Raw genomic sequence first — 21240 nt, 5'->3', positions numbered from 1 at the left:
CCCCTTGGAACCCTGGCACGTCAATGGCGTAAGTAATCCTGCGAAATGTCCACCGGACATTCCTACGGAACACTTACTGATTGACTAGGACGCTGTCCTGCACCTGTTATCCCCTGCTAATCTACCAGCCGGAAAGGTTATGAATGATTTATAAAAAAGATAGAGTGGAGAAAGGAGACAAAGATTTATGCGAAAACGAAATTATACAGTAACGATACGAATGAATAAAGCAGAGTATGATCTGCTCCAAAATAAAGTAAAGGAGTCTGGACAGACTCAGCAGGCGGTTGTAATTCATGCAATAGCAGGTTTAAAAATTGCTTCTGCAGAGGAAGTGGAAGAACTGAAAACGCTGAATAAGATTCTTTCTGAGATACTTAGTCAGCTTCGTGGTGCAGCTACGAATTTGAATCAGATTGCAAGAAAAATGAATACGGATGGTTTTATGCCAAGGGAAGATATTCTGTATTATCTCAACAAAAATATTCTCAAATACAGGAAGGAGAGTGAAAAGATATGGCTATTAATAAGACGATTAATAAGCGGACAAATACACATGGAGCAATGAGAAATTGTATCGAATATGTTTTGCGACAGGACAAGACAAGTGAACTGCTTACTTATGTAACAGGTCCGTACTGCCATGATGAGATCAACTATGATCTGGTGTATAGAACCTTTTTAGAAGAAAAGAAGATGTGGGATAAAGATTCTGGGAGAATGTACGCTCACAACATTATTTCCTGGCATAAGGACGAGCAGATTACTCTGGAGCAGGCATTAGAATTTGGAAAAGAGTTTGCAGAAAATTGGTTCAGTGGATTCCAGACCTTAATGGCTGTGCATAAGGATAAAGATCATATCCACTGCCATCTGGTTACTAATTCAGTGAGTTATGAAGATGGAAGAAAACTGCATAACACCAAAAAGGATCTGGAACGTATGAAACAGCTTACCAATCAGATGTGCCGAGAACGTGGACTGACAGTTGCCGAGAAAGGAAAGCACTTTGATGGAAGCCAGATTGAAAAAGGGGAAGTCATTGTATGGAGTAAAGATAAATATAACCTGTTCCGCCAGCAGGTAAAGGACAGTTTTGTAGCAGACTGTGCAATGGCGGTATTAAAGGCACTGGAAAATTGTATCAGCAAAGAAAAGTTTATAGAAAAAATGAAACAGTTTGGATGGAACGTAAACTGGACAGAGAAACGGAAGCACATCACTTTTCAGAACCAGGATGGGAAGAAAGTGCGAGACAGCAATTTGTCAAAAACATTCCATCTGGACATCAGCAAGGAGGGATTGGAGAATGAATTTGATAGAAATAGGCAAAAAGCCAGAGATTCAGCCAACAGAGACAGCAGATCAGACGAAGAACTCAGAAACTATTACAGAGAGCTTGACGCAGCCATTGCAGACACCAGAGGAATCACCAATCAAGCTCAAAGTGGAGAGGGATATTCTCGTACAGAGTTTCGAGAAAGCGAAAGAGTTCATGCGAACACAGAAAAAGCAGATACAGACACTGGAAGAAGAGAAACAGACGATCTTATCCGACAGGCAGAGATTGCGAGAAGAAGTTCGGAAATCAACCGTAGAAATTCAGCGTCTAACAACAGAACTGTCCGAAACGCAGAAGCTGAATCAATCGCTTCAGCAGAGCAACGACGATCTGAGGAACAGGAATGGTTTGAAGAGCAGGAGCGAGCAAGAGCAGCTCGAAGAAGAAATAAGAGACGTTCGGGACCAGAACTCTAAACTTCAGATACAGGTGAATAAATCATCTGTTGAAGCAGTAGATGAAGCACAGAAGAAACAGAAAGAAGCAGAGAAAAAGATGGAACAGGCAGAAGCCAAAGCCCGTAACGAAAAGAAAAGTGCAGAGTTGGAAATCCGCAAAGCAAAAAAAAAAGTAAAGGCAAGAACTGAAAAAATGAGGGATATAGAATATTTCTGGGGAATGGGATACGTTACAGTAATCCTGTTTGCAATCGTACAGAATGGTGCTTTTCAGAATGACTTTATAGATTTTTTCAGGACTCCATTCATGTGGTATGTTCGATTTTGTGAATGGTTGGTACATCCAACCTATGATAACGGATTCAACCAGAAAATAGCATATACAGGCGGAGAAGCATGGATTAATAGGATTCTGGCGATTGTAGCTGTGCTTTTTATATTGGCAATCGTTATGGTAACAATCGTGAAAGTAATAAAAAGATACAAAAAAATGTGGGATGAAATTTCACAGATGTTTTTGCTGGGAAGTCTTTCGGGGATTGCAGTACTTGGAGATGTAATCAGAGAATATCTGCCAGTGAATTTGATTTTGACATTTGGATTTATCAATGTGGGAATCATGCTGCTTAAAATGTATTTTCGGAAGAAGTTTGAAGAAAAAAGCCTGTATGCTGATAATCACTATGATTAGGAAAATACAAAAGCCGATAACCACAGTTCAAGAACTGTGTATTATCGGCTCTGCGGCTGTGCGTCTGGCGTTTTAATAGCAGTTATATGGAATTGTTCAATGTCGATTAGGCATTCGCTTTTGCACTTCGGACAAAAGAGTGGAAAATTTGTCACCGGCTCATTTTCTCAGATTTTGTCGCGTGTTTTATTTCCGTAGACAGGGAAATGCACCCACTCGACACTTACTTTTATTTGAGCCTCTACTTTTTATTTTTTCCTTGAATATCCTATAACACTAACAAAATACGATGCAACTACTATACCCAAAACAAAAATAGCAATCAACATAGAATTTTTAACCAAATTTTGAGTAACGTATTTCATATCTTTTGATATTTTACTTACGAAAAAGATAACGAGAAGTGTGAAATCATTCTCACATACTGAACACTCATATAGCCAAACCACTGTGCTATTGCTAAACATATAGAACACCATAAAACAGGTAATGCTATTGCAATGGCGATAGAAAAACCAAACTGGCTAAGCGTAAAATTATGATAAACCACATAACGAATGATATAAATGATAACTGTACCCATTATACTAATCGGAACAAGAAGCAAGCTAGTCAAATACTTACTGAAAATGATTTGGTACTTACTCAGCGGCAAGGTTAATTCATATTGTTTCCATGAAGTCAATCCATCATAGGTCATGGTCATCATTAAGTGCATACCGATAAAAAGTGAAAAAAAAGCCGATGACATAATTGAGTAAACTTCATTCTCTCCGAAGAATGAAATTGCTATTACAAAAAAATACATTACAAAAATGACTTTTTTATTCATTTTCTTCATAAGCAATAAATCCTTAAAAACCAATCCTTTCATTTGACACCTCCTTTGATATAGAACAGCATAATGTCCTCAATAGAAGCATTATCAATAATTAGATTTTGGTATCTTTTTTTTGCAGCTACTTTGTCATGTATTAAGCATTCCACGCTAAGATTTGTTTCTCGACAACATACATAGTCATCTGGTGAAACAGTATTAAATTCTGATTTTTTACAGCGTATAATTCCATAATTATAAATGAGGTCATCTTTCTTTTCCTCAAAAATAATTTTTCCATTATGAATCAGAATTACATAGTCAGCAACCTTTTGTATGTCAGAGGTTATATGTGTAGAGAACAAAATAGAGTGTTCTTCATCTTGAATAAATTCTAAAAAAATGTCCAAAATTTCATCTCGTACAACAGGATCTAACCCTGTTGTTGCTTCGTCTAAAATCAAAATCTGGGGTCTATGCGATAGTGCACAAATAATTGACAATTTCATCTTCATACCTTTTGAAAGTTGCCCTATTGATTTATTTAATGGAACATCAAGGCGTTTCATATATTCTTCAAACAAATTCATATCCCATGTTTTATAAGATCCCGAAAGGATTTGGGCAATATCTTTTGCATTTAAGACGGAATGGAATTTACATTCGTCAAAAACAACACCAATGTTTTCTTTATGCAAATAAGAATGATTTTGTTTACCCAATATTCTTATTTCACCCGCATCCAACTTCAACTGGTCTAAAATTAAATTGATAGTTGTACTTTTTCCAGCACCATTTTCTCCTATGAAACCCACAATACGTCCTGTAGGAACTGTAAATGAAATATGATCTAACATAAAATCATCAAATTTTTTAGTCACATTTTTTACAACAATACTGTTCTGTTCCATAATTCCACCTCTCATTCTTCAAAAAATAGTTTTAGAATATTAGCCATTTGCTCATAGCTGATACCATGGGTACGACCGATTATAGCAACCTTTTCTAAAAGTTCTTCCGCTATTCGTAGTTGTTCTTCTTGAATAAATTCTTTATTTGGTGATGCAACAAAACTACCTTTTCCCGATACGGTTTCGATAAACCCATCTCGAGTTAAATCTTCGTAAGCTCGTTGAACAGTAATAACACTTATATGCAGGTCTTTTGCCAGTGCACGCATGGAAGGCAGGGCTTCTCCGGCAGATAGGGTACCATCCATGATTAAACTCTTGATCTGCATAGAAATTTGTTCATAAATAGGCTTATCACTACTATTACTTATGATAATTTCCATTCTAACTTCCTCTCACCACCTTCTGATATATGCGTACTTGTACGATATGTACAGTGTATATGATAGTGTCAGAAATGTCAATAAAGTAATCCTACAATTCATTAAAATATACAATATAAAGTTTTCAAAAAATCAGCGTAATCCAACCTGTCAACCGGCATAATAAGGTCATTTCTTTGTGCAAATCAGCACGATAATGATAGGATGAGCGATGATGAATTAGAACTTCTGGCTCCATGGAACGAAATCGTCAAAGCTGAAATCGAACGTCGTGCAAACGAATCAAATTGATCATATGTGAATTGTCAAGATGCTCCGGCTACTGAAAAGTAGTCGGGGATTTTTTCTATCGTATCTAAAAATTAAGCGGTTACCATATATTCAGATTGGCAGTGAAGTAGTTGTTAAAGAGTATCCAGATAGACGGGAATATGCTGTTTGGGAAGAGGTGCTTAATGCCTGTTTGAAAGAAAAATATATTGAAAGAAAAGGCGAAGCGATTTGTGTAATTACAAATGCTGGCTATAAAGTTGTTGAGTGATGAAAAATACATATAGCAGAAGAGCATTAGATTAAAAAAGAATAGTAACTCCCCATTATTGGAATATTTTCCAGTTTTGGGGAGCATTGTATTTGCTATATTCGCCATTTTTTCTTAGGTTCATATTTTCCACAACCATCACAGGTCTGTGGCCAGTTGATTTTCCATTCAAAATATTCATCTCTGGTAATTGTACCAGATTTCAATTCTTCTTTTCTGATAATCCATTCTTTCATAAAATCATTCAGAACCCCATAGTTGAACCATATACCAACAGGTGGATGAGCAGGCCAGCTATCAGAATCGTGATAACGGACAGCGGTATCCTCATTAGAATTGCACTTTTCGATTGGATAGGTTTCTAACTGGAAGAGGTTGATCGCTGCCGGGTTAAATTCATCAATCCAGAACAGAATTTCCATAAGTTCCGAAGCATCCATAGTAGTAGGTTCGTGCAGTGCCAGTGGATTTACATCCAGAATCTTAGCCATTTCAGTTACCAGATCTTTGCGGGGAACCCGGTAATTCGTTTCATATTGGGCAAGGCGGTTTGCACCTTTATCGCCCCAGCCGAGGGCAGCACCAAGTTCTGCCTGTGTCATATTCCGGAATGTCCGGATTTTTTTTATTTTATCACCGATTGTCATATCGAATTTCCAACTTTCTTTTTGATAAATCCATTTTACTACCAAAAACAAGGAATGTAAACAGAAAGATTCGCATTGAAGCGAACAAAACACTTGACATTCGCATGAAAGCGAATTAAAATGACAGTACAATAAAGGTTCGCATGAAAGCGAATGTCTTGGCGGAGATAAAAACTTTTTGTAAATAATTGCAAAATGAGGTTGGTAAAATCCCTCTGCCGGGCTTTATTAGTAAAAGGATTTTTGAAAACAAACAACATTTCAGCGCTCCTTAGCTGTAATAGTGAAGGAACATTCAAAAAATCTCTGTTGTACCTTGAAAATTGCATGAGCTATATAATCTGATTCCACAGATGCCATAACCCTGTAAATATTTTATAGGCGAGCGTCGAAGATACTCCGGAAACGGCTGGTAAGTTTGCAAAGAAGCTGCCAGCATTCAGAAATATTCTGATAGAGGTTAGAAGTAACGCTGACAGCAGATTATACGAATGGAAGCCAACACGCCGAACAGAATATGCAATGCCATAACAATAAATAAACTCTGAGAACAAAATGGGAAAGGTAAGGTGATGCATTTGAGAAAATTGTAGGTATAGGACGACTTATACAAAGAATATGTTGGAAAAGAGGTGAGCATTATGGTGAATCAGTCAGTAATAGATTCCAGTGTGGATCTGGAGCAGTTAAAAGACATTGAAGATTTAATTCCTGATATGGATAAAGCTATTTCTGAGAAAGTAGAAACTTTTCTGGATAAATCCGGCGATCAACCGTATGCTCACATGAATGAAGGGTATGTGGTGATTGTGGAAATGACAGGAGAAATGGATGCCACAGATGCCATTAGTGATTATCTGAGAAAAAGAACGGAGTTGATGTATTAGATGCAAGTTTTTGAAAAATATCTTGCGAAGCCACAGATGTTATGTTAATGTGAGGTCAGGGAAAATGAACGTGATACATGGTTTCTGACTTCAAATTCAATGGAATAAGTAAGTTGGGAGCGATGTAAAATGGAACAGATGCAAATGAATATGCCAGATATATACGATGCTGCATTGTATCTTCGGTTATCGAAAGATGATATGGAAGAGGGAGGTACAAAGTCAGAGAGCAACAGCATTGCAAATCAGAGAGAGTTACTTCGGAGCTTTGTAAAAAGTCAGCCGGATATTCAGATTTTTGATATATATGTGGATGACGGATACTCAGGAGGAAATTTTGACAGACCTGAGTTCAAACGAATGACAACTGATATAGAAGCTGGAAAAGTAAACTGCGTGATTGTAAAAGACTTATCCAGATTCGGAAGAGAATATATAGAAGCCGGGCGATGGATCGAAAAGACCTACCCGGCTTTAAATGTGCGTTTTATTTCAGTTACAGACCAGTTTGACAGTAAAACAGCAGATTTTTCAGAGAAGTCATTTGTAGTTCCAATCAAAAATTTTGTAAACGAAAGCTATTGCCGGGACATTTCCGGTAAAGTGCGAAGCCACCAGAAAATCAAACGTGAAAAAGGTGAGTTTATTGGAGCATTTGCCCCATATGGTTACTGTAAAGATCCGGAGAATAAGAATTGTCTGGTGATTGATTCTTACGCAGCGGATATTATAAGAAAAATATTTTCATGGAAAATTGATGGATTCAGTCTTGGAGCAATCGCAGAAAAACTGAATGTACGTCATGTACAGTCTCCAAAAGAATATAAAAAGGCAAATGGCGAGAATTACAATTCCGGATTTCACAGCTCAGACACACCGAAATGGTCGGCAGTGCAGATTAAAAGGATTCTGACCAACGAGGTTTACATTGGGAACATGGTACAGGGCAAGCAGGAACGAATCAGCTATAAAGTAAAGCAACGCCTGGATAAGCCAGAATCAGAGTGGGTGAAAGTAGAAAATACGCATCCGGCAATTATCAGGCAAAATGATTTTGATGTGGTGCAGAAGTTACTCCAATATGATGGCAGAGCATCGAAAACATCAGACAGTGCAAACTTTTTTTCAGGATTTGTGTTTTGTGGAGATTGCAAGACCCCGATGATACGCAGGGTAAATCAGTATAAGGGGAAGAAAAAAGCTTTTTATATCTGCCAGACAAAGAATAAAGGTGGAGATTGTACCAGACACAGTATTCCGGAAGAGGTGCTGAAAAGAATTGTGTTGAAAGAGATTCAGGCATATACGGCACTTTTTGTAGACTATCAGATGATTATGGAAGAACTTTGTGAGATGCAAGTCAGCTACGATCAGATAATCGGTTATGATACACAGATTAGTAAGTTGCAGGAAGAATATAACCGTTATTACAGTCTGAAAGCATCTTTGGGTGATGACTTGAAAGAGGGACTGATCAGCAAAGCGGAGTTCGATGATTTTCGGGAAAGTTATGGAAGAAAATGTGAAGAACTGGAGCAGATGATTGAGAATCAGAAAAAGCTGGTAAAGCAAATGTTTGAGGGTGGAGTGTCTGCAGCCGTTCAGTTGGAGGATTGGAAGAAATCACTGGAAATCAAAGAATTGGATCGTACATTGCTGGCACTGACCGTAGATAAAATCTATATTTATGAAAACAAGCAAATTATAATTCACATCCGCTATCAGGATATGATTGAGAAGATGAAAGTCATAAGACGGTTTTATGCGGAACACCGGACAGAGTGCAGGAAAGAGGTGGGATAAATGGCAAGGACAGCAAAAAGATATAAGAAAAACACAGAGAAGAAAGTTCTCGGGATTCCGGTATGTATGGCTGCAATTTATGCCAGATTATCCGTAGACAGTGACGAAAAAAAGTCAGAGTCTATTGAAACACAGGTTACGTTGATAAAAGAATTTATTCAGAAGCACAATGAAAATTCAGACAGAGAATATGAGATAGTTGTATATGATATTTATTCTGATCTGGGAAAAACTGGAACAAATTTTGACAGACCGGGATTTGAACGGATGATGAATGATGTCAGGGCAGGTAAAATAAATTGTATTCTGGTAAAGGATTTCTCACGATTTGGAAGAAATTATATTGAAACTGGAAATTATCAGGAAAAGATACTTCCATTTATGAAAGTGCGGTTTATTTCTGTATGTGACAGCTATGATTCCTTTGCACCAAATGCTAAGAATCAGGAATTATCCATGAATATCAAGAATCTGGTGAATGATGCTTATGCGAAAGACATTTCCGCAAAAGAACGGGCAGCGAAACGTATTGCACAGAAAAATGGTGAGTATGTGGGATCTATAGCTCCATATGGATATTGTGTGGAAAAGATAAATGGAATTTATAAGTTGATTGTGCAACCGGAAGCTGCAAAGATTGTCCGCAGGATTTTTGAAGAATATGTTTCAGGAGATGGGATACAGAGCATTATTGACAGGCTGTTTGAGGATGGAGTACATCGTATTTCAGACTATAACCAGTATCATCATGTGTACTGTCAGGACGGAGAAAATCTTCATCAGTGGGGAAATTCTTCGATACGTGCGGTGTTGAACCGAAATAATTATTATGGTGATCTGGTTCAGAGAAAATACGAATCCAGATTTCAAAGAGGCGAAAAATGGTGTGATATATTGGACGAGAGCCAGTGGATTATTACACCAAATGCCCATGAGCCGATTATCAGCAGAGAACTGTTTGACAAAGCGCAGGTCAGGTTGAAAGCAGCACAACAGAAAGCAACAAAAACTACAAAAACTACGGTAGGATGGGAAGATGATGAAAGAGCATTTTACAATGTATTCTATTGTGGTGATTGTAAGCGGAAAATGTGTACACGTAGATATAGAGGCAATGTGTATTACTTTTGCAATGCTGCCTGGTATCGAGATGAAAGAAAATGTAGGCAGAAATCTATTTCTGAAGATAAGTTGCAGAAAATTGTCCGTTCGGAGCTGACCAGACAGTTTCAGTTATCCGGTTTACGGAAAAAGGATATGTCTGCTATAAGCAGTGCAGTATTTCTTTCCAAAATCAAAGAGATTCAGACAGAAATCAGAAAACTGGATATAGATATGGAAAGACGTTCAGAAAAACTGGCACAGGCATTTATGCAATATAAAGAGGGCAGACTTTCCAAAGAAGCCTATATAGAAATGAAAGATGACCGTAATAACTGGAAAGCGTTCTGTGAAGAGAGAAAGAAGTTTCTGGAGCAGACCATACGAAAGCTGGAAAAACAGCAGAAAGAAGAAGCCAGATTTTTACGAAGTCTGTTGGAACTGGATGGGACAACCAGAATCAATGCGGAACTTGCGGAAGGCTTGATTGAAAGCATGTATTTATATGGTGATGGCAGACTGGAAATCAATTTCGGGTTTAAGGAGGCGGTAGAACATGAGTGATCAGAAACTGATTATCGGATATTATCGCCTTTCCATGGAAGATGATTCAGAGGGAGAAAGTAACAGCATTATCAATCAGAGAAAACTGGTAAAAGATTATATTTCCAATGTCCCGGAACTGGCTTCTATGCCATTTCAGGAGTTCTACGACGATGGATATTCTGGCTCGAGTATGGAGCGTCCGGCAATAAAACAGGTTCTGGAACTTGCCAGAGAGAATAAGGTGCAGTGCATTGTGGTAAAAGATTTTTCACGTTTTGTCAGAAACTATATTGAGATGGGAACTTATCTGGAACAGATTTTTCCATTCCTGGGAGTACGATTCATTTCTATCTCAGACCGATATGATTCTAAAGATTATAAAGGAAAGAGTTCAGACATCGAAGTACAGTTTAAAGGACTGATAGCAGACTTTTATGTGAAAGACCAGTCCGTAAAGGTAAAAGCGGCAGTCAGCACCAGACGTGGAAAAGGCGAGTATTGCTGTGGTTCTGCACCGTATGGGTATCGAATTAATCCTGAAAATAAGAAAGAACTGGTCATTGTAGAGGGCGAAGCGGAAGTGATCCGCAGAGTATTTGAACTGACCAATCAGCGATATTCCAAGATGGAGATTTGTAAGTTATTCAATGAAGAGGGTGTACTGACTCCCTTGCAGTCTATGAGCAGACGACAGAAATCAGATAGCAAGAAAGCTGCATCAAGAGGATTGCAGTGGACGAGTGATATGATACGGAAGATTGTGGATGATAAGACTTATATAGGCTGTATGGTCTATGGAAAGACAAAGATTCCAGAACCAGGGACAGGGAAAGAAGTACCAGTGCCGAGAAATCAGTGGAAAGTGATGGAAAATCACCATGAGCCGATTGTATCAAAAGACGTCTTTGAGAAAGCACAGTCCCTGCAGATCAGATACACCAAGAAAAGCAAATTTAACAGGGAAACAACACTATTAGGTGGTTATGTAAAATGCGGGAATTGTCGCAGAAGCCTGACTTCAAGCAGTCCGGTTCATGGTCATATCCTTTATAGCTGTGCGTACAGTAAAGGAAAATACGATACAGGGTGTTTTGCCGGGAAAGCTGATAACAAAATGCTGGAGCATATTGTACTGGCAGAAATAAAGACATATTTACGTCAGAATATCAGTCAGGAACAAATGCAGCAATCTATGAGAAAACAGCATGAGGACAGCATAGAAGCCTATAAGACGGAAAATGCAGATTGTGAAAAACGTCAGGAGCAGATAAAGATTCAGAATCGCCAGAATTATGAGAAGTATCACGAGGAACAGATGAATCAGAAACAGTTCATGGAAGCCAAGAAGCAGTTGGAAGAAGAAAGAGAACGATTGCAGAAACGTGTACAGGAACTGGAAGAACTGATAAATGGTGAGAAGGAAATCTTGATGAAAAAGAATGTTCCGGTGGAACAGATGTTGAAGTATTTGGGCTATGAAAAGCTGACACGAGAGATGCTGGAAGAATATGTGCAGGGAATATACGTGTATGATGATGGGAGAGTGGAGGTGAAATGGAAATAAAAACGAACATTACGTTTTTAATATTGAATATTTTTGAGCGTTATGGCATAATATTAAATGTAATAACAAATATACCGAGAATAAGAGGGTGAAAAAATGAGACTGTTAAAAATATTTATACAGAATATGCCACGTTTTAAAGGAGATATAGATATTGATTTTATTACTAAACAGAGAGTGGCAGAGGATGATAAAGAAAAACTGTTCCATGTCTTTTCTAACAGTAAAACTAGCATTTATACAAATCAGGCAATTTCATTTATAGGTTTGAATGCTTCTGGAAAAACAACGATATTGAAAGCAATTTCCTTTGTTATAAATTTGCTTAATAATGAAGCTTTGAATAATATTAAATCTAAAGAGATTTTAAATGATTTATCAGAAGGCGAAAAGGTTAAAATCATTAGCTTTTTTTATAATGATAATAGTATCTATAAGCTTGAAACAATTATAGCAAAAAAAATAAACCAGGTTGACAATGAAGAAAAATTAATTATTACGGAAGAAAGACTTTGGGAAAAAGATGCTAATAAAGTAAAAACAAAAAAAAATATATTTGATTTTAATGACTCGAATATAAGAATTGAAAGAAATGAAAAAGAACAATTTTTGTTAAATGATGTAAGTGTGATGATTGCGATAAATAAAGAAAAACAATCCAATTTTCCGGTAAGAGACATGTTAATGTGGACAAATCATAATATGTTAAATATTCTTGGAAGATTTCCGAAAGAATTGTTAACTTTTTTAGATCCTAGTATTGAGTATTTTAAATGTAATGTAGAAAAAAAATCTGCTGATATTCGTTTGAAATTTTATGGGTCAGAAGAAATCATACTCAATAGACCGAGTGAGATAGAAAAATATCTTTCATCAGGTACTATTAAGGGAATAAATGTTTTTATGAATGCACTTCTTTGTTTTGTGGAAGGTGGATACTTAATTGTTGATGAACTTGAAAATCATTTTAATGAAGAAATTGTAACTACATTAGTTCGATTTTTTATGAATCCAAATGTAAATAAAAATGGTGCTACTCTAATTTATTCTACTCATTATTCAGAGCTATTGGATGAGTATGAAAGAAATGATTGTATTTACATTGTCAGAAACCGAGGAGGAATTTATGCTGAAAATCTTTCACTTATTTTGAAACGCAACGATATTAAGAAGAGCGAAGCATATGAAAGCGGATATTTAGAAGGTACTGTACCAGTATATGAGGCATATATGGCATTGAAGAAAGTCCTTTCTAGTGTAAAAATAGAGGAGGATGAAGAAGAGAATGACTAAGTATACTGCCTGTATTTGTGAAGGAGGAGCTGAAACTGCAATATTGGATTTATTATTGGATCAAAATAAACTGATTTTTTCAAGAGATGATTTACTTGAGGGCGAAATCCTTAAGACAAGAAAAGGAAAGGATTTTGAAACGCGATATTTGAAAAAGGATTTTTCAGGTAAGATAACAGTATATAGAATACTTGATTCAAGAAGAGAAAATTTCAAAATAAGTAAAGCATATCAGCATAAAGTAGAGGTTGTGAATGTAATTACAGCACCAGAAATTGAAATGTTGATAATTTGTAATGAAGGAAAATATCAGGATTTTGAGAAGAAAAAGGGTATGTCGCCAAGTGAATATTGTAAATCTATTTTAAAAATGAAAAACGTCAAAAGTGTTTCGTTTGTCAAGGAGTATTTTTCTGATATATCAGTGCTGGAAAAAAGTCTTCATGAATATAAGAGATTATCTAAAGTGCGAAAAAGTGAAAAAACAATATATGATTTGTTGAGATCAGAAGATAATAAGAAGAAAATGGAAGGATAAAATTATAGCAATGACGTAACATCCTCCCCACTTACTTTGTGACAATTATATAACGTCCTCTATACAGAAATATGCGGTTTTAAGCCATTTTCGTGGTAAAAAAGCCGCATATTTTTTGTAGCAATGACTTGACATCCTCGGGACGGCTCTGTTTGGAAAGTAGCCTGCCAGAATAGGATAATTAATGTACAAGATGTAGCAATTTAAAGTGTCCCAATCTGAACATTTTAAAAAGCAGGTCGGATTATTGACTTTTACACCAAGTGTTTCCGAATGGATTAATAAAACGAATGCCATAAAAACTACCGTTTATGTAAAAAAAAGAACCGTTTATGTAAAAAAAGAACCGTTTATGTAAAATACAACAGAATCTGCTGAAATCTGATAGAATACTCCTGAAAATAACAAAGGGAGGAAATGATTATGACAGGATTTTTAGTAAATTTACTGAGCCCGGTTTTCAGCAGTCTCGGTGTAAGTCAGGCTGACCTTACATCCTATATTGAGAAGCTGATCGGCTACGTTATCGCAATCCTTGCTTTACTTGTTGTGATGATCGTAGTAATGGTTGTGGCTCATAAAGCCAAAAAGGGATTCCGTCATGTGATCCGCTGGCAGGCTGCCATTGCATTTATTGCAATTGTTGCAGTGCTTGTAAATGTAATCTGCTACGGACCGATGTACAACAACGTATCAAGTGTTTTAAACGCAAAGAAAGTAGTACTTGCACAAGAGACTACAGACCAGAGCCGTGCAACCATTCAGAAGGTTGCTGAAGAAGGAATGGTGTTACTGAAAAACGATGGTATTTTACCTCTTTCCTCAGATACAAAGAAACTGAATGTATTCGGCTGGGATTCTACAAACCCGCTGTTTGGCGGAACAGGATCAGGATCTTCTGATTCCTCCACAGCAATCGGTATCCTGCAGTCCTTAAAGGATGCCGGATATGAGACAAACGAGTCTCTTACCAAGATGTATACTGACTACAGAGCTGACCGTCCTACAATTGCCATGGCGCAGCAGGACTGGACACTGCCTGAGCCGACTAAGGAGTATTACACAGACAGCCTGATGGACGAAGCAAAAGAGTATTCTGACACAGCTGTAGTTGTAATTGGACGTTCCGGCGGAGAGGGTGCAGACCTTCCAACCGACATGAAATCTGTAATTGATGGAAGCTATGCAAAGAAAGCAGAAGAAGTATCTGTTTCCCCAGACAATTACGGATATGTAAAAGGAAGTTACACAAACAATGGAGACTATGATGACTTCGACGAGGGAGAAAGCTATCTTGAGCTTTCCAATACAGAGGAAGATATGCTGGATACAGTATGCTCCCAGTTTGACAATGTTATTGTAGTTGTAAACGCAAATAATGCAATGGAACTGGACTGGGTTGACAAATATGAGCAGATCGGTGCGGTTATCTTTGCTCCTGGAGCAGGTGCAACTGGCTTCGAAGCACTGGGCGAGATCATCAATGGTTCTGTAAACCCATCTGGAAAAACAGTAGATACCTTTGTAAAGAATCTGACAGAGACTCCATACTACAATAATATGGGCCTGAATGCTTATACAAACGTAGAAGATCTGAAAGAGCAGATCGCAGCAAATGATCCGGCTTACGAAGGAAGCATGGGATTTGTAAACTATGCAGAGGGAATCTATGTAGGATATAAATTCTATGAAACAGCAGCTGAAGAGGGTCTTATCAAGTATGAGGATATGGTACAGTATCCATTTGGATATGGACTCAGCTACACAACCTTTGACAAACAGATTGAGAATTTCAAGGATAACGGAGATACTGTCACCTTTGATGTAACGGTAGAGAACACTGGCTCTGTTGCAGGAAAAGATGTTGTGGAAATTTATTACACAGCACCTTACACAAACGGTGGAATCGAGAAAGCAGCAGCAAACCTGATCGCTTTCGAGAAAACAGATTCTATTGAGCCAGGAGAATCCCAGACAAAATCCTTTACCATCAACAAAGAAGATATGGCTTCCTATGATTCTGAAGGTATTAAGATCTCCGGAGGCGGTTATATCTTAGAGGCTGGCGAATACACAATTTCTCTTCGTTCAGACTCTCATACAGTTCTTAGTGAAGAGAAGTTCACCGTTGATGAAGATATTGATTACAGCAAAGATGGTCGCTCTTCCGACAAAACTGTTGCAACAAACCAGTTTGAGGATTATGCGAGAGGCGACTTTGAGCAGCTTTCTCGTGAGGACGGTTTTGCAAATTATGACAAAGCATGCGGTGTGCCGGAAGAGGATGCTTATGTAATGAGCGACGAGACAAGGGCAGCCGTAGAAGAGAATGTATTTGGCATTTACGATGGAACCAAATATAACAATGATTCTGATGAAATGCCGGCAATGGGAGCAGACAACGGACTTCAGCTTGCTGACCTTACCGGAAAAGATTATGACGATGCAGACTGGGATAAGCTGTTAGACCAGCTCAGCTTCGAAGATATGGCTACTCTGATCAATGTTGGTGGATGGCAGACCGCAGAAATCAAATCAGTAGGTAAAATTGCCACATCTGACTGTGACGGACCTGCCGGATTAAACAACTTCATCACAAAGGCATTTGGAACTGCTTATCCATCTGAAGTTCTTATGGCTCAGACCTGGAACAAAGAACTTGCAAATGAAATCGGCGTTTCTATGGGACAGGAATATGTAGATGCTGATAACTACGGATGGTACGGCCCGGCTATGAACATCCACCGTACAGCATTTGCAGGACGTAACTTCGAATATTATTCAGAAGACAGTCTGTTGTCCGGATACATGGCAGCAAATGAAATGAATGGAGCAGCCACCAAGGGTGTTTATCCATACATGAAGCATTTTGCATTAAATGATCAGGAAACAAACAGATGCTCTTTCCTTCTCACATTTGCTTCCGAGCAGACAATTCGTGAAGGATATCTGAAAGCATTCGAGCTTGCAACAAAGGGCTTTGAAGGAAAAGCAATGGCAGTTATGTCCTCCTTCAACTGGATCGGTACAGTACCAAGCTGTGCAAACAACGAGCTTTTGAACAACGTGCTTCGTGGAGAATGGGGATTCGTTGGAATGGTAGAAACCGATTATGACGGTTCCTATGGTTACATGATCACTGATCATTGTATCAGAAACGGAAATGATCTGATGCTTGGATTTAACAGTGCAGAGTCCAACAAACTGACAGACGAGAGCGCAACAGCAGTTCTTGCAATGCGTCAGGCTTGCAAAAATATCCTTTATACAGTAGCAAACAGTGGATATTATGCAGATGGAAATCCGGCAACCGGAATGACCAATATGACAAAACTGTTTGTAATGATTGATGTGATTCTTGCAGTTATTCTTATTGTAGTTGATACAATTGTAATTGTACGCTGGAGAAAAAAGAAAAAACAGGCTGTAAACGAATAATTAAACAGTAATCTGGAGACATAAGTCCCCCTTTTAAATCTGGAAAAAGCAGAGCAAGGAATCTGTAAAAGTTTCAGAGAAAAAAGGGGGATTTTTTTATGTGATTTTTGTCTTGCAGAGTAAGGGAAAATTATTTATTATGAAAGGAGGCGTAATAACAGGAAAAAGGAGGACTGGCATGATCAGCATTGCAATTGTGGAAGACGAAGAAATGTATGCAAAGCAGCTTCAGCAGTTTCTGCATCAATATGAAGAAGAGAACAAAGAGATGTTTGACATTACAGTCTATTCAGACGGCGATCAGATTGTAAATAAATATAAATCCCAGTACGATATTATTCTGATGGATGTGGAAATGAAATTCATGGACGGAATGTCTGCAGCTGAAGAAATCCGCAAAATTGACACAGAGGTTGTGATCATTTTCATTACCAATATGGCACAATATGCGATCAGAGGATATGCAGTGGATGCGCTGGATTATGTACTGAAGCCGGTGTCCTATTTCGCATTTTCCCAGCGGCTTAACCGTGCCATCAGCCGGATGAAAAAGCGGGAAACGAAGATCATCATGGTGAATATGAAAGGCGGCATGGTCAGGATTAATGTTGCAAATATTTATTATATTGAAAGTCAGGGACATACTCTGATACTCCATACCATACTGGGAAACTATGAAACAACAGGGAAAATGAAGGAGATGGAGGAAAAGCTTGCGGAGATGAATTTCTGCCGTGGAAATAAGGGATATCTGATCAACCTCCAGCATGTGGAAAGGATCCAGGATGGATGTGCTTTGGTGAAGGGAGAAAATCTGACATTGAGCCGTGCACGAAGAAAGGTATTCATGGAAGCCCTGACCAGATATTGGGGAGAGGTGATAAAATGACAGAATATTATCTGCCCGATATTCCAAGACTTTATACGGCACTTGCAGAGTGGATGGCTTGTCTGATTTTTATTTTGCCTTTCAAAAAAAGATTTTCACCGGCTGTAACAGGCTGTCTTGTGGCAGGTGCATTTGGAATACAGAGCGTATTTCTGATTTCTACCGGTGGGGTAAGACTGATTTTTTGGATCCCCTGTATGATATTTGCGGTTTTTCTGATGGTTGCTTTTGTTTTTTGCTGCTGTGAGATCAGGCTGACAGATGCGGCATATTTTGGAATGATTGCTTTTGTAGCAGCTGAATTTATGGCTTCTGCCGGGTGGCAGATCCTGTGTTATACAGGGAAAGAAGCATGGATTTCCTGGTGGCAGCAGGGAATGGCAATTCTTCTGATCTATGGTGTGCTTGTAGTGATATTATACAAAATTCTCCATGTTCATCTGCCAAAGGATGGACAGATGGAAATCACCAGAAGGGAATATTTTTCCGGACTCCTGATCAGTATTGCTGTATTTGCTGTCAGCAATATGAGTTATGTGAATGTGAACACGCCATTTACAGGCAGATATTCTTTTGAAATGGGGAATATCCGTACTATGGTAGATGTTGCAGGAATTGCAATTTTATATGCACATTTGATACAGTGCTGTGAGCTTCGGGTAAGAAAAGAGCTGGAGGCAGTGCAGAATGTGCTTCAGAATCAGTATGCCCAATACAAGCAGTCAAGGGAAAGCATTGAGCTGATCAATTATAAGTATCATGATCTGAAGCATCAGATCGCTGTGTTAAGAAGTGAAACTGATCCTGGGAAAAGAGAAGAATTTCTGGATAAAATGGAAGCAGATATAAAGAAATATGAAAGTCAGAACAAAACAGGAAATAAAGTGCTAGATACTGTGCTGACTACCAAGAGTCTTTATTGCGCAAAGAATAACATAACCTTTACCTGCGTTGCAGATGGAACCCTGCTGGATTTTATGGAGGTTATGGATATCTGCAGTATTTTTGGAAATGCATTGGATAATGCCATTGAATGTGAATTGAAGATTCCGGATAAAGAAAAAAGATTAATACACGTCAGTGTCTCAAAACAGAAAAACTTTCTGCTTCTCCGGTTTGAAAATTATTATGATACCGAACTGAATTATCAGGGCGGAGCGTTTATTACAACGAAGCGGGACAAAGAATTTCATGGTTATGGGCTGAAAAGTATCCGCTATACGGTAAATAAATATGATGGCGCTGTTTCCATTGACACAAAGGAGAATTGGTTTGATCTGAAGATACTGATACCGGTCAGTGAAAATGTACAAAAATAGATTGATAAAATCGTATAATATATACAAAAAATGTATTGTAATTTTCTAAAAAAAGTAGTAAAACTTTAGTTAGATAAAGAGAAATGCATTGAACAGGACAAATTACAAAAGATAACCGGAACACAGAGAGCCGCAGACTGGTGAGAGGCGGCAGAAGGTATTTTGTGGTATCACCTGGGAGCATCCCGCTGAAAAAATAATAACTAATTTCAGTAAGCCGGGACGTAGTCTTCACGTTACAGAAGAAGCTGTTTATACAGACAGCAGTGAGTGGTCGTGTTTAGTAATAGATACGATAATGCAAAGTGGTACCACGGAAATTCCGCCTTTGTTATCCATTGGATAGCAAGGGCGTTTTTTATATATATTAACCACTTGACTACAAATGAAAGACGAGGAGAAAGATTATGAGTGGAATTATGATGATGGTAATCGCTATCGTAGTTCTGGGCGGCGCCTATCTTCTGTATGGCCGTTACCTCCAGAACAAATGGGGAATTGACCCGAAAGCAAAAACTCCGGCTTACGAAATGGAGGATGGAGTTGATTATGTACCGGCTGATACCAATGTAGTATTTGGACATCAGTTCGCATCTATTGCCGGTGCCGGCCCGATCAATGGACCAATCCAGGCTGCCATTTTTGGATGGCTTCCGGTACTTCTTTGGATCCTGATCGGTGGTGTGTTCTTTGGAGCAGTTCAGGACTTTGCATCTATGTATGCCTCTGTAAAGAACAAAGGACGTACAATTGGATACATTATTGAAGCGTACATTGGAAAACTTGGAAAAAAATTATTCCTTTTATTCTGCTGGCTGTTCTGTATTCTGGTTGTTGCAGCATTCGCAGATGTTGTAGCCGGAACCTTTAACGGATTTGCCACAAATGATGCAGGAGAAGTGACAAAGGTAGTGGCAAACGGAGCTGTTGCAACAACTTCCATGTTATTCATTTTTGAAGCAGTTGGACTTGGATTTTTCCTGAAATACACAAAGTTCAATAAATGGGTAAATACTGCTTTTGCAATTGTGCTGTTGGTTGCAGCAATTGTGCTGGGACTGCAGTTCCCGATGTATGTAAGCCTTGGAACATGGCACATTATTATCTTTGTATATATTCTGATTGCCAGTGTAGCTCCTGTATGGGCGCTGCTTCAGCCACGTGATTATCTGAACAGTTATCTTCTGATCTTCATGATCGTGGGCGCTGTTATCGGTGTATTTGCAGCAAACCCGGCATGTAACCTTCAGGCGTTTACAAGCTTTAACGTAGATGGACAGTACATGTTCCCAATCTTATTTGTAACAATTGCCTGTGGTGCAGTTTCCGGTTTTCACTCTCTGGTATCTTCCGGTACTGCTTCCAAGCAGATCAAAAATGAAAAGAACATGTTGCCGGTTTCCTTTGGTGCAATGCTTATGGAAAGTATGCTTGCAATCATCGCATTGATTGCAGTTGCATCCTTTGGACAGGGCGAGGCAGCAGCACAGGGACTTACCACCCAGCCACAGATTTTCGCAGGTGCGATTGCAAACTTCCTTTCTGTGATCGGTTTGCCTCACTCCCTTGTGTTCACTCTGATCAACCTTGCAGTATCCGCATTTGCGCTTACATCACTTGACTCTGTAGCCAGAGTAGGACGTCTGTCTTTCCAGGAATTTTTCCTTGATTCTGACACAGATGAGAAAAATATGAGTCCATTCCAGAAAGTAGTAACAAACAAATACTTTGCAACCATCATTACACTTGTACTTGCTTACCTGCTTACAAAGGTTGGATATGCGGAAATCTGGCCGTTGTTCGGTTCTGCAAACCAGCTGTTATCTGTACTGGCACTGGTAGCCTGCGCAGTATTCTTAAAGAAAACCAAGCGTCAGGGCTGGATGCTTTGGGTACCAATGGTATTTATGATGGCAGTTACCTTTACCGCACTTGGAATGACAATTGTAAAGCTTTCCAAAGCATTTGTAACAACAGGTCTGGATTTTGGAAATTCTTTACAGCTGATATTTGCAGTATTACTGTTAATACTGGGTGTGCTGGTTGCAATCCAGGGTATTAAGAAGCTTTTGGAAAAACCGGAAACTGAAAAGAAAGCAGAACGGGCATAATAAGAATAATCCCGTCATAAA

The 21240-nt window shown here is 38.5% G+C and carries 17 protein-coding genes, 1 pseudogene and 1 other annotated feature; of the genes and pseudogenes, 13 read left to right on the top strand and 5 right to left on the bottom strand.

Going from position 1 to position 21240, the window contains the following annotated elements:
- Positions 1-187 precede the first annotated feature (187 nt).
- Genes mobC through ABHC48_RS08740 form a run of 3 tightly spaced genes read left to right on the top strand, consistent with a single transcriptional unit; the run spans position 188 to position 2431 of the window.
- Positions 188-568, top strand: a complete 381-nt coding sequence (mobC, locus tag ABHC48_RS08750) for a plasmid mobilization relaxosome protein MobC (RefSeq protein WP_118775054.1) — start codon at positions 188-190, stop codon at positions 566-568.
- Positions 517-1758, top strand: a complete 1242-nt coding sequence (locus ABHC48_RS08745) for a relaxase/mobilization nuclease domain-containing protein (protein WP_182437125.1) — start codon at positions 517-519, stop codon at positions 1756-1758. Before mobC ends, ABHC48_RS08745 begins: the two co-directional genes overlap by 52 nt.
- Positions 1691-2431 (top strand): DUF6040 family protein, encoded by a 741-nt coding sequence (locus ABHC48_RS08740; RefSeq protein WP_243284514.1) that lies wholly within the window; start codon positions 1691-1693, stop codon positions 2429-2431. Before ABHC48_RS08745 ends, ABHC48_RS08740 begins: the two co-directional genes overlap by 68 nt.
- Before the next feature lie 41 nt (positions 2432-2472).
- Here ABHC48_RS08740 and ABHC48_RS08735 read toward each other — a convergent pair.
- The 5 genes and pseudogenes from ABHC48_RS08735 to ABHC48_RS08715 form a co-directional block, all read right to left on the bottom strand.
- Positions 2473-2664, bottom strand: a pseudogene (locus ABHC48_RS08735) (cysteine-rich KTR domain-containing protein).
- 149 nt (positions 2665-2813) lie between these two features.
- Positions 2814-3305 carry an ABC-2 transporter permease gene (locus ABHC48_RS08730; RefSeq protein ID WP_243284513.1) on the bottom strand — a complete coding sequence of 164 codons (492 nt, stop codon included), beginning with the start codon at positions 3303-3305 and terminating at the stop codon, positions 2814-2816.
- Positions 3302-4159, bottom strand: a complete 858-nt coding sequence (locus ABHC48_RS08725) for an ABC transporter ATP-binding protein (protein ID WP_016286642.1) — start codon at positions 4157-4159, stop codon at positions 3302-3304. Before ABHC48_RS08725 ends, ABHC48_RS08730 begins: the two co-directional genes overlap by 4 nt.
- 11 nt (positions 4160-4170) lie before the next feature.
- Positions 4171-4542 (bottom strand): GntR family transcriptional regulator, encoded by a 372-nt coding sequence (locus ABHC48_RS08720; protein ID WP_118411082.1) that lies wholly within the window; start codon positions 4540-4542, stop codon positions 4171-4173.
- Positions 4543-5178: 636 nt separating this feature from the next.
- Positions 5179-5730, bottom strand: coding sequence for a helix-turn-helix transcriptional regulator (locus ABHC48_RS08715; protein WP_195699548.1), 552 nt, complete (start codon positions 5728-5730; stop codon positions 5179-5181).
- 641 nt (positions 5731-6371) lie between these two features.
- Between ABHC48_RS08715 and ABHC48_RS08710 the strand changes: the two genes are divergently transcribed.
- The 10 genes from ABHC48_RS08710 (at position 6372) to ABHC48_RS08665 (ending at position 21219) form a co-directional block, all read left to right on the top strand.
- On the top strand, positions 6372-6617 hold the full coding sequence (locus ABHC48_RS08710; protein ID WP_195699547.1) for a DUF6870 family protein: 246 nt from the start codon (positions 6372-6374) through the stop codon (positions 6615-6617).
- A gap of 129 nt (positions 6618-6746) precedes the next feature.
- Positions 6747-8420 (top strand): recombinase family protein, encoded by a 1674-nt coding sequence (locus ABHC48_RS08705; RefSeq protein WP_195699546.1) that lies wholly within the window; start codon positions 6747-6749, stop codon positions 8418-8420.
- A complete protein-coding gene (locus tag ABHC48_RS08700; RefSeq protein ID WP_195699545.1) occupies positions 8421-10085 on the top strand; it encodes a recombinase family protein in 1665 nt (554 codons plus the stop codon).
- Positions 10078-11631, top strand: a complete 1554-nt coding sequence (locus tag ABHC48_RS08695) for a recombinase family protein (RefSeq protein WP_195699544.1) — start codon at positions 10078-10080, stop codon at positions 11629-11631. The genes ABHC48_RS08700 and ABHC48_RS08695 overlap by 8 nt, the downstream gene beginning before the upstream one ends.
- Before the next feature lie 96 nt (positions 11632-11727).
- Positions 11728-12924 (top strand): AAA family ATPase, encoded by a 1197-nt coding sequence (locus ABHC48_RS08690; RefSeq protein ID WP_173793433.1) that lies wholly within the window; start codon positions 11728-11730, stop codon positions 12922-12924.
- Complete coding sequence (locus ABHC48_RS08685; protein ID WP_243284512.1) at positions 12905-13462, top strand: hypothetical protein; 558 nt, start codon at positions 12905-12907, stop codon at positions 13460-13462. Before ABHC48_RS08690 ends, ABHC48_RS08685 begins: the two co-directional genes overlap by 20 nt.
- A gap of 423 nt (positions 13463-13885) precedes the next feature.
- On the top strand, positions 13886-16900 hold the full coding sequence (locus tag ABHC48_RS08680; RefSeq protein WP_195699542.1) for a glycoside hydrolase family 3 C-terminal domain-containing protein: 3015 nt from the start codon (positions 13886-13888) through the stop codon (positions 16898-16900).
- 178 nt (positions 16901-17078) lie between these two features.
- Complete coding sequence (locus ABHC48_RS08675) at positions 17079-17789, top strand: LytTR family DNA-binding domain-containing protein (protein ID WP_148461047.1); 711 nt, start codon at positions 17079-17081, stop codon at positions 17787-17789.
- The gene (locus ABHC48_RS08670; RefSeq protein WP_195699541.1) at positions 17786-19108 is read left to right on the top strand and encodes a sensor histidine kinase; all 1323 of its coding nucleotides are present in this window, start codon (positions 17786-17788) and stop codon (positions 19106-19108) included. The genes ABHC48_RS08675 and ABHC48_RS08670 overlap by 4 nt, the downstream gene beginning before the upstream one ends.
- Positions 19109-19187: 79 nt before the next feature.
- Positions 19188-19441 (top strand) — a binding site (T-box leader).
- Between the two features lie 74 nt (positions 19442-19515).
- The gene (locus ABHC48_RS08665; protein ID WP_195699540.1) at positions 19516-21219 is read left to right on the top strand and encodes a carbon starvation protein A; all 1704 of its coding nucleotides are present in this window, start codon (positions 19516-19518) and stop codon (positions 21217-21219) included.
- The last annotated feature ends 21 nt before the right edge of the window (positions 21220-21240 follow it).

It is taken from the genome of Ruminococcus sp. 1001136sp1 (genome assembly GCF_039841815.1).
Lineage (GTDB): Bacteria > Bacillota > Clostridia > Lachnospirales > Lachnospiraceae > Blautia_A > Blautia_A faecis.
This window is presented reverse-complemented; position numbering and strand designations above follow the sequence as displayed.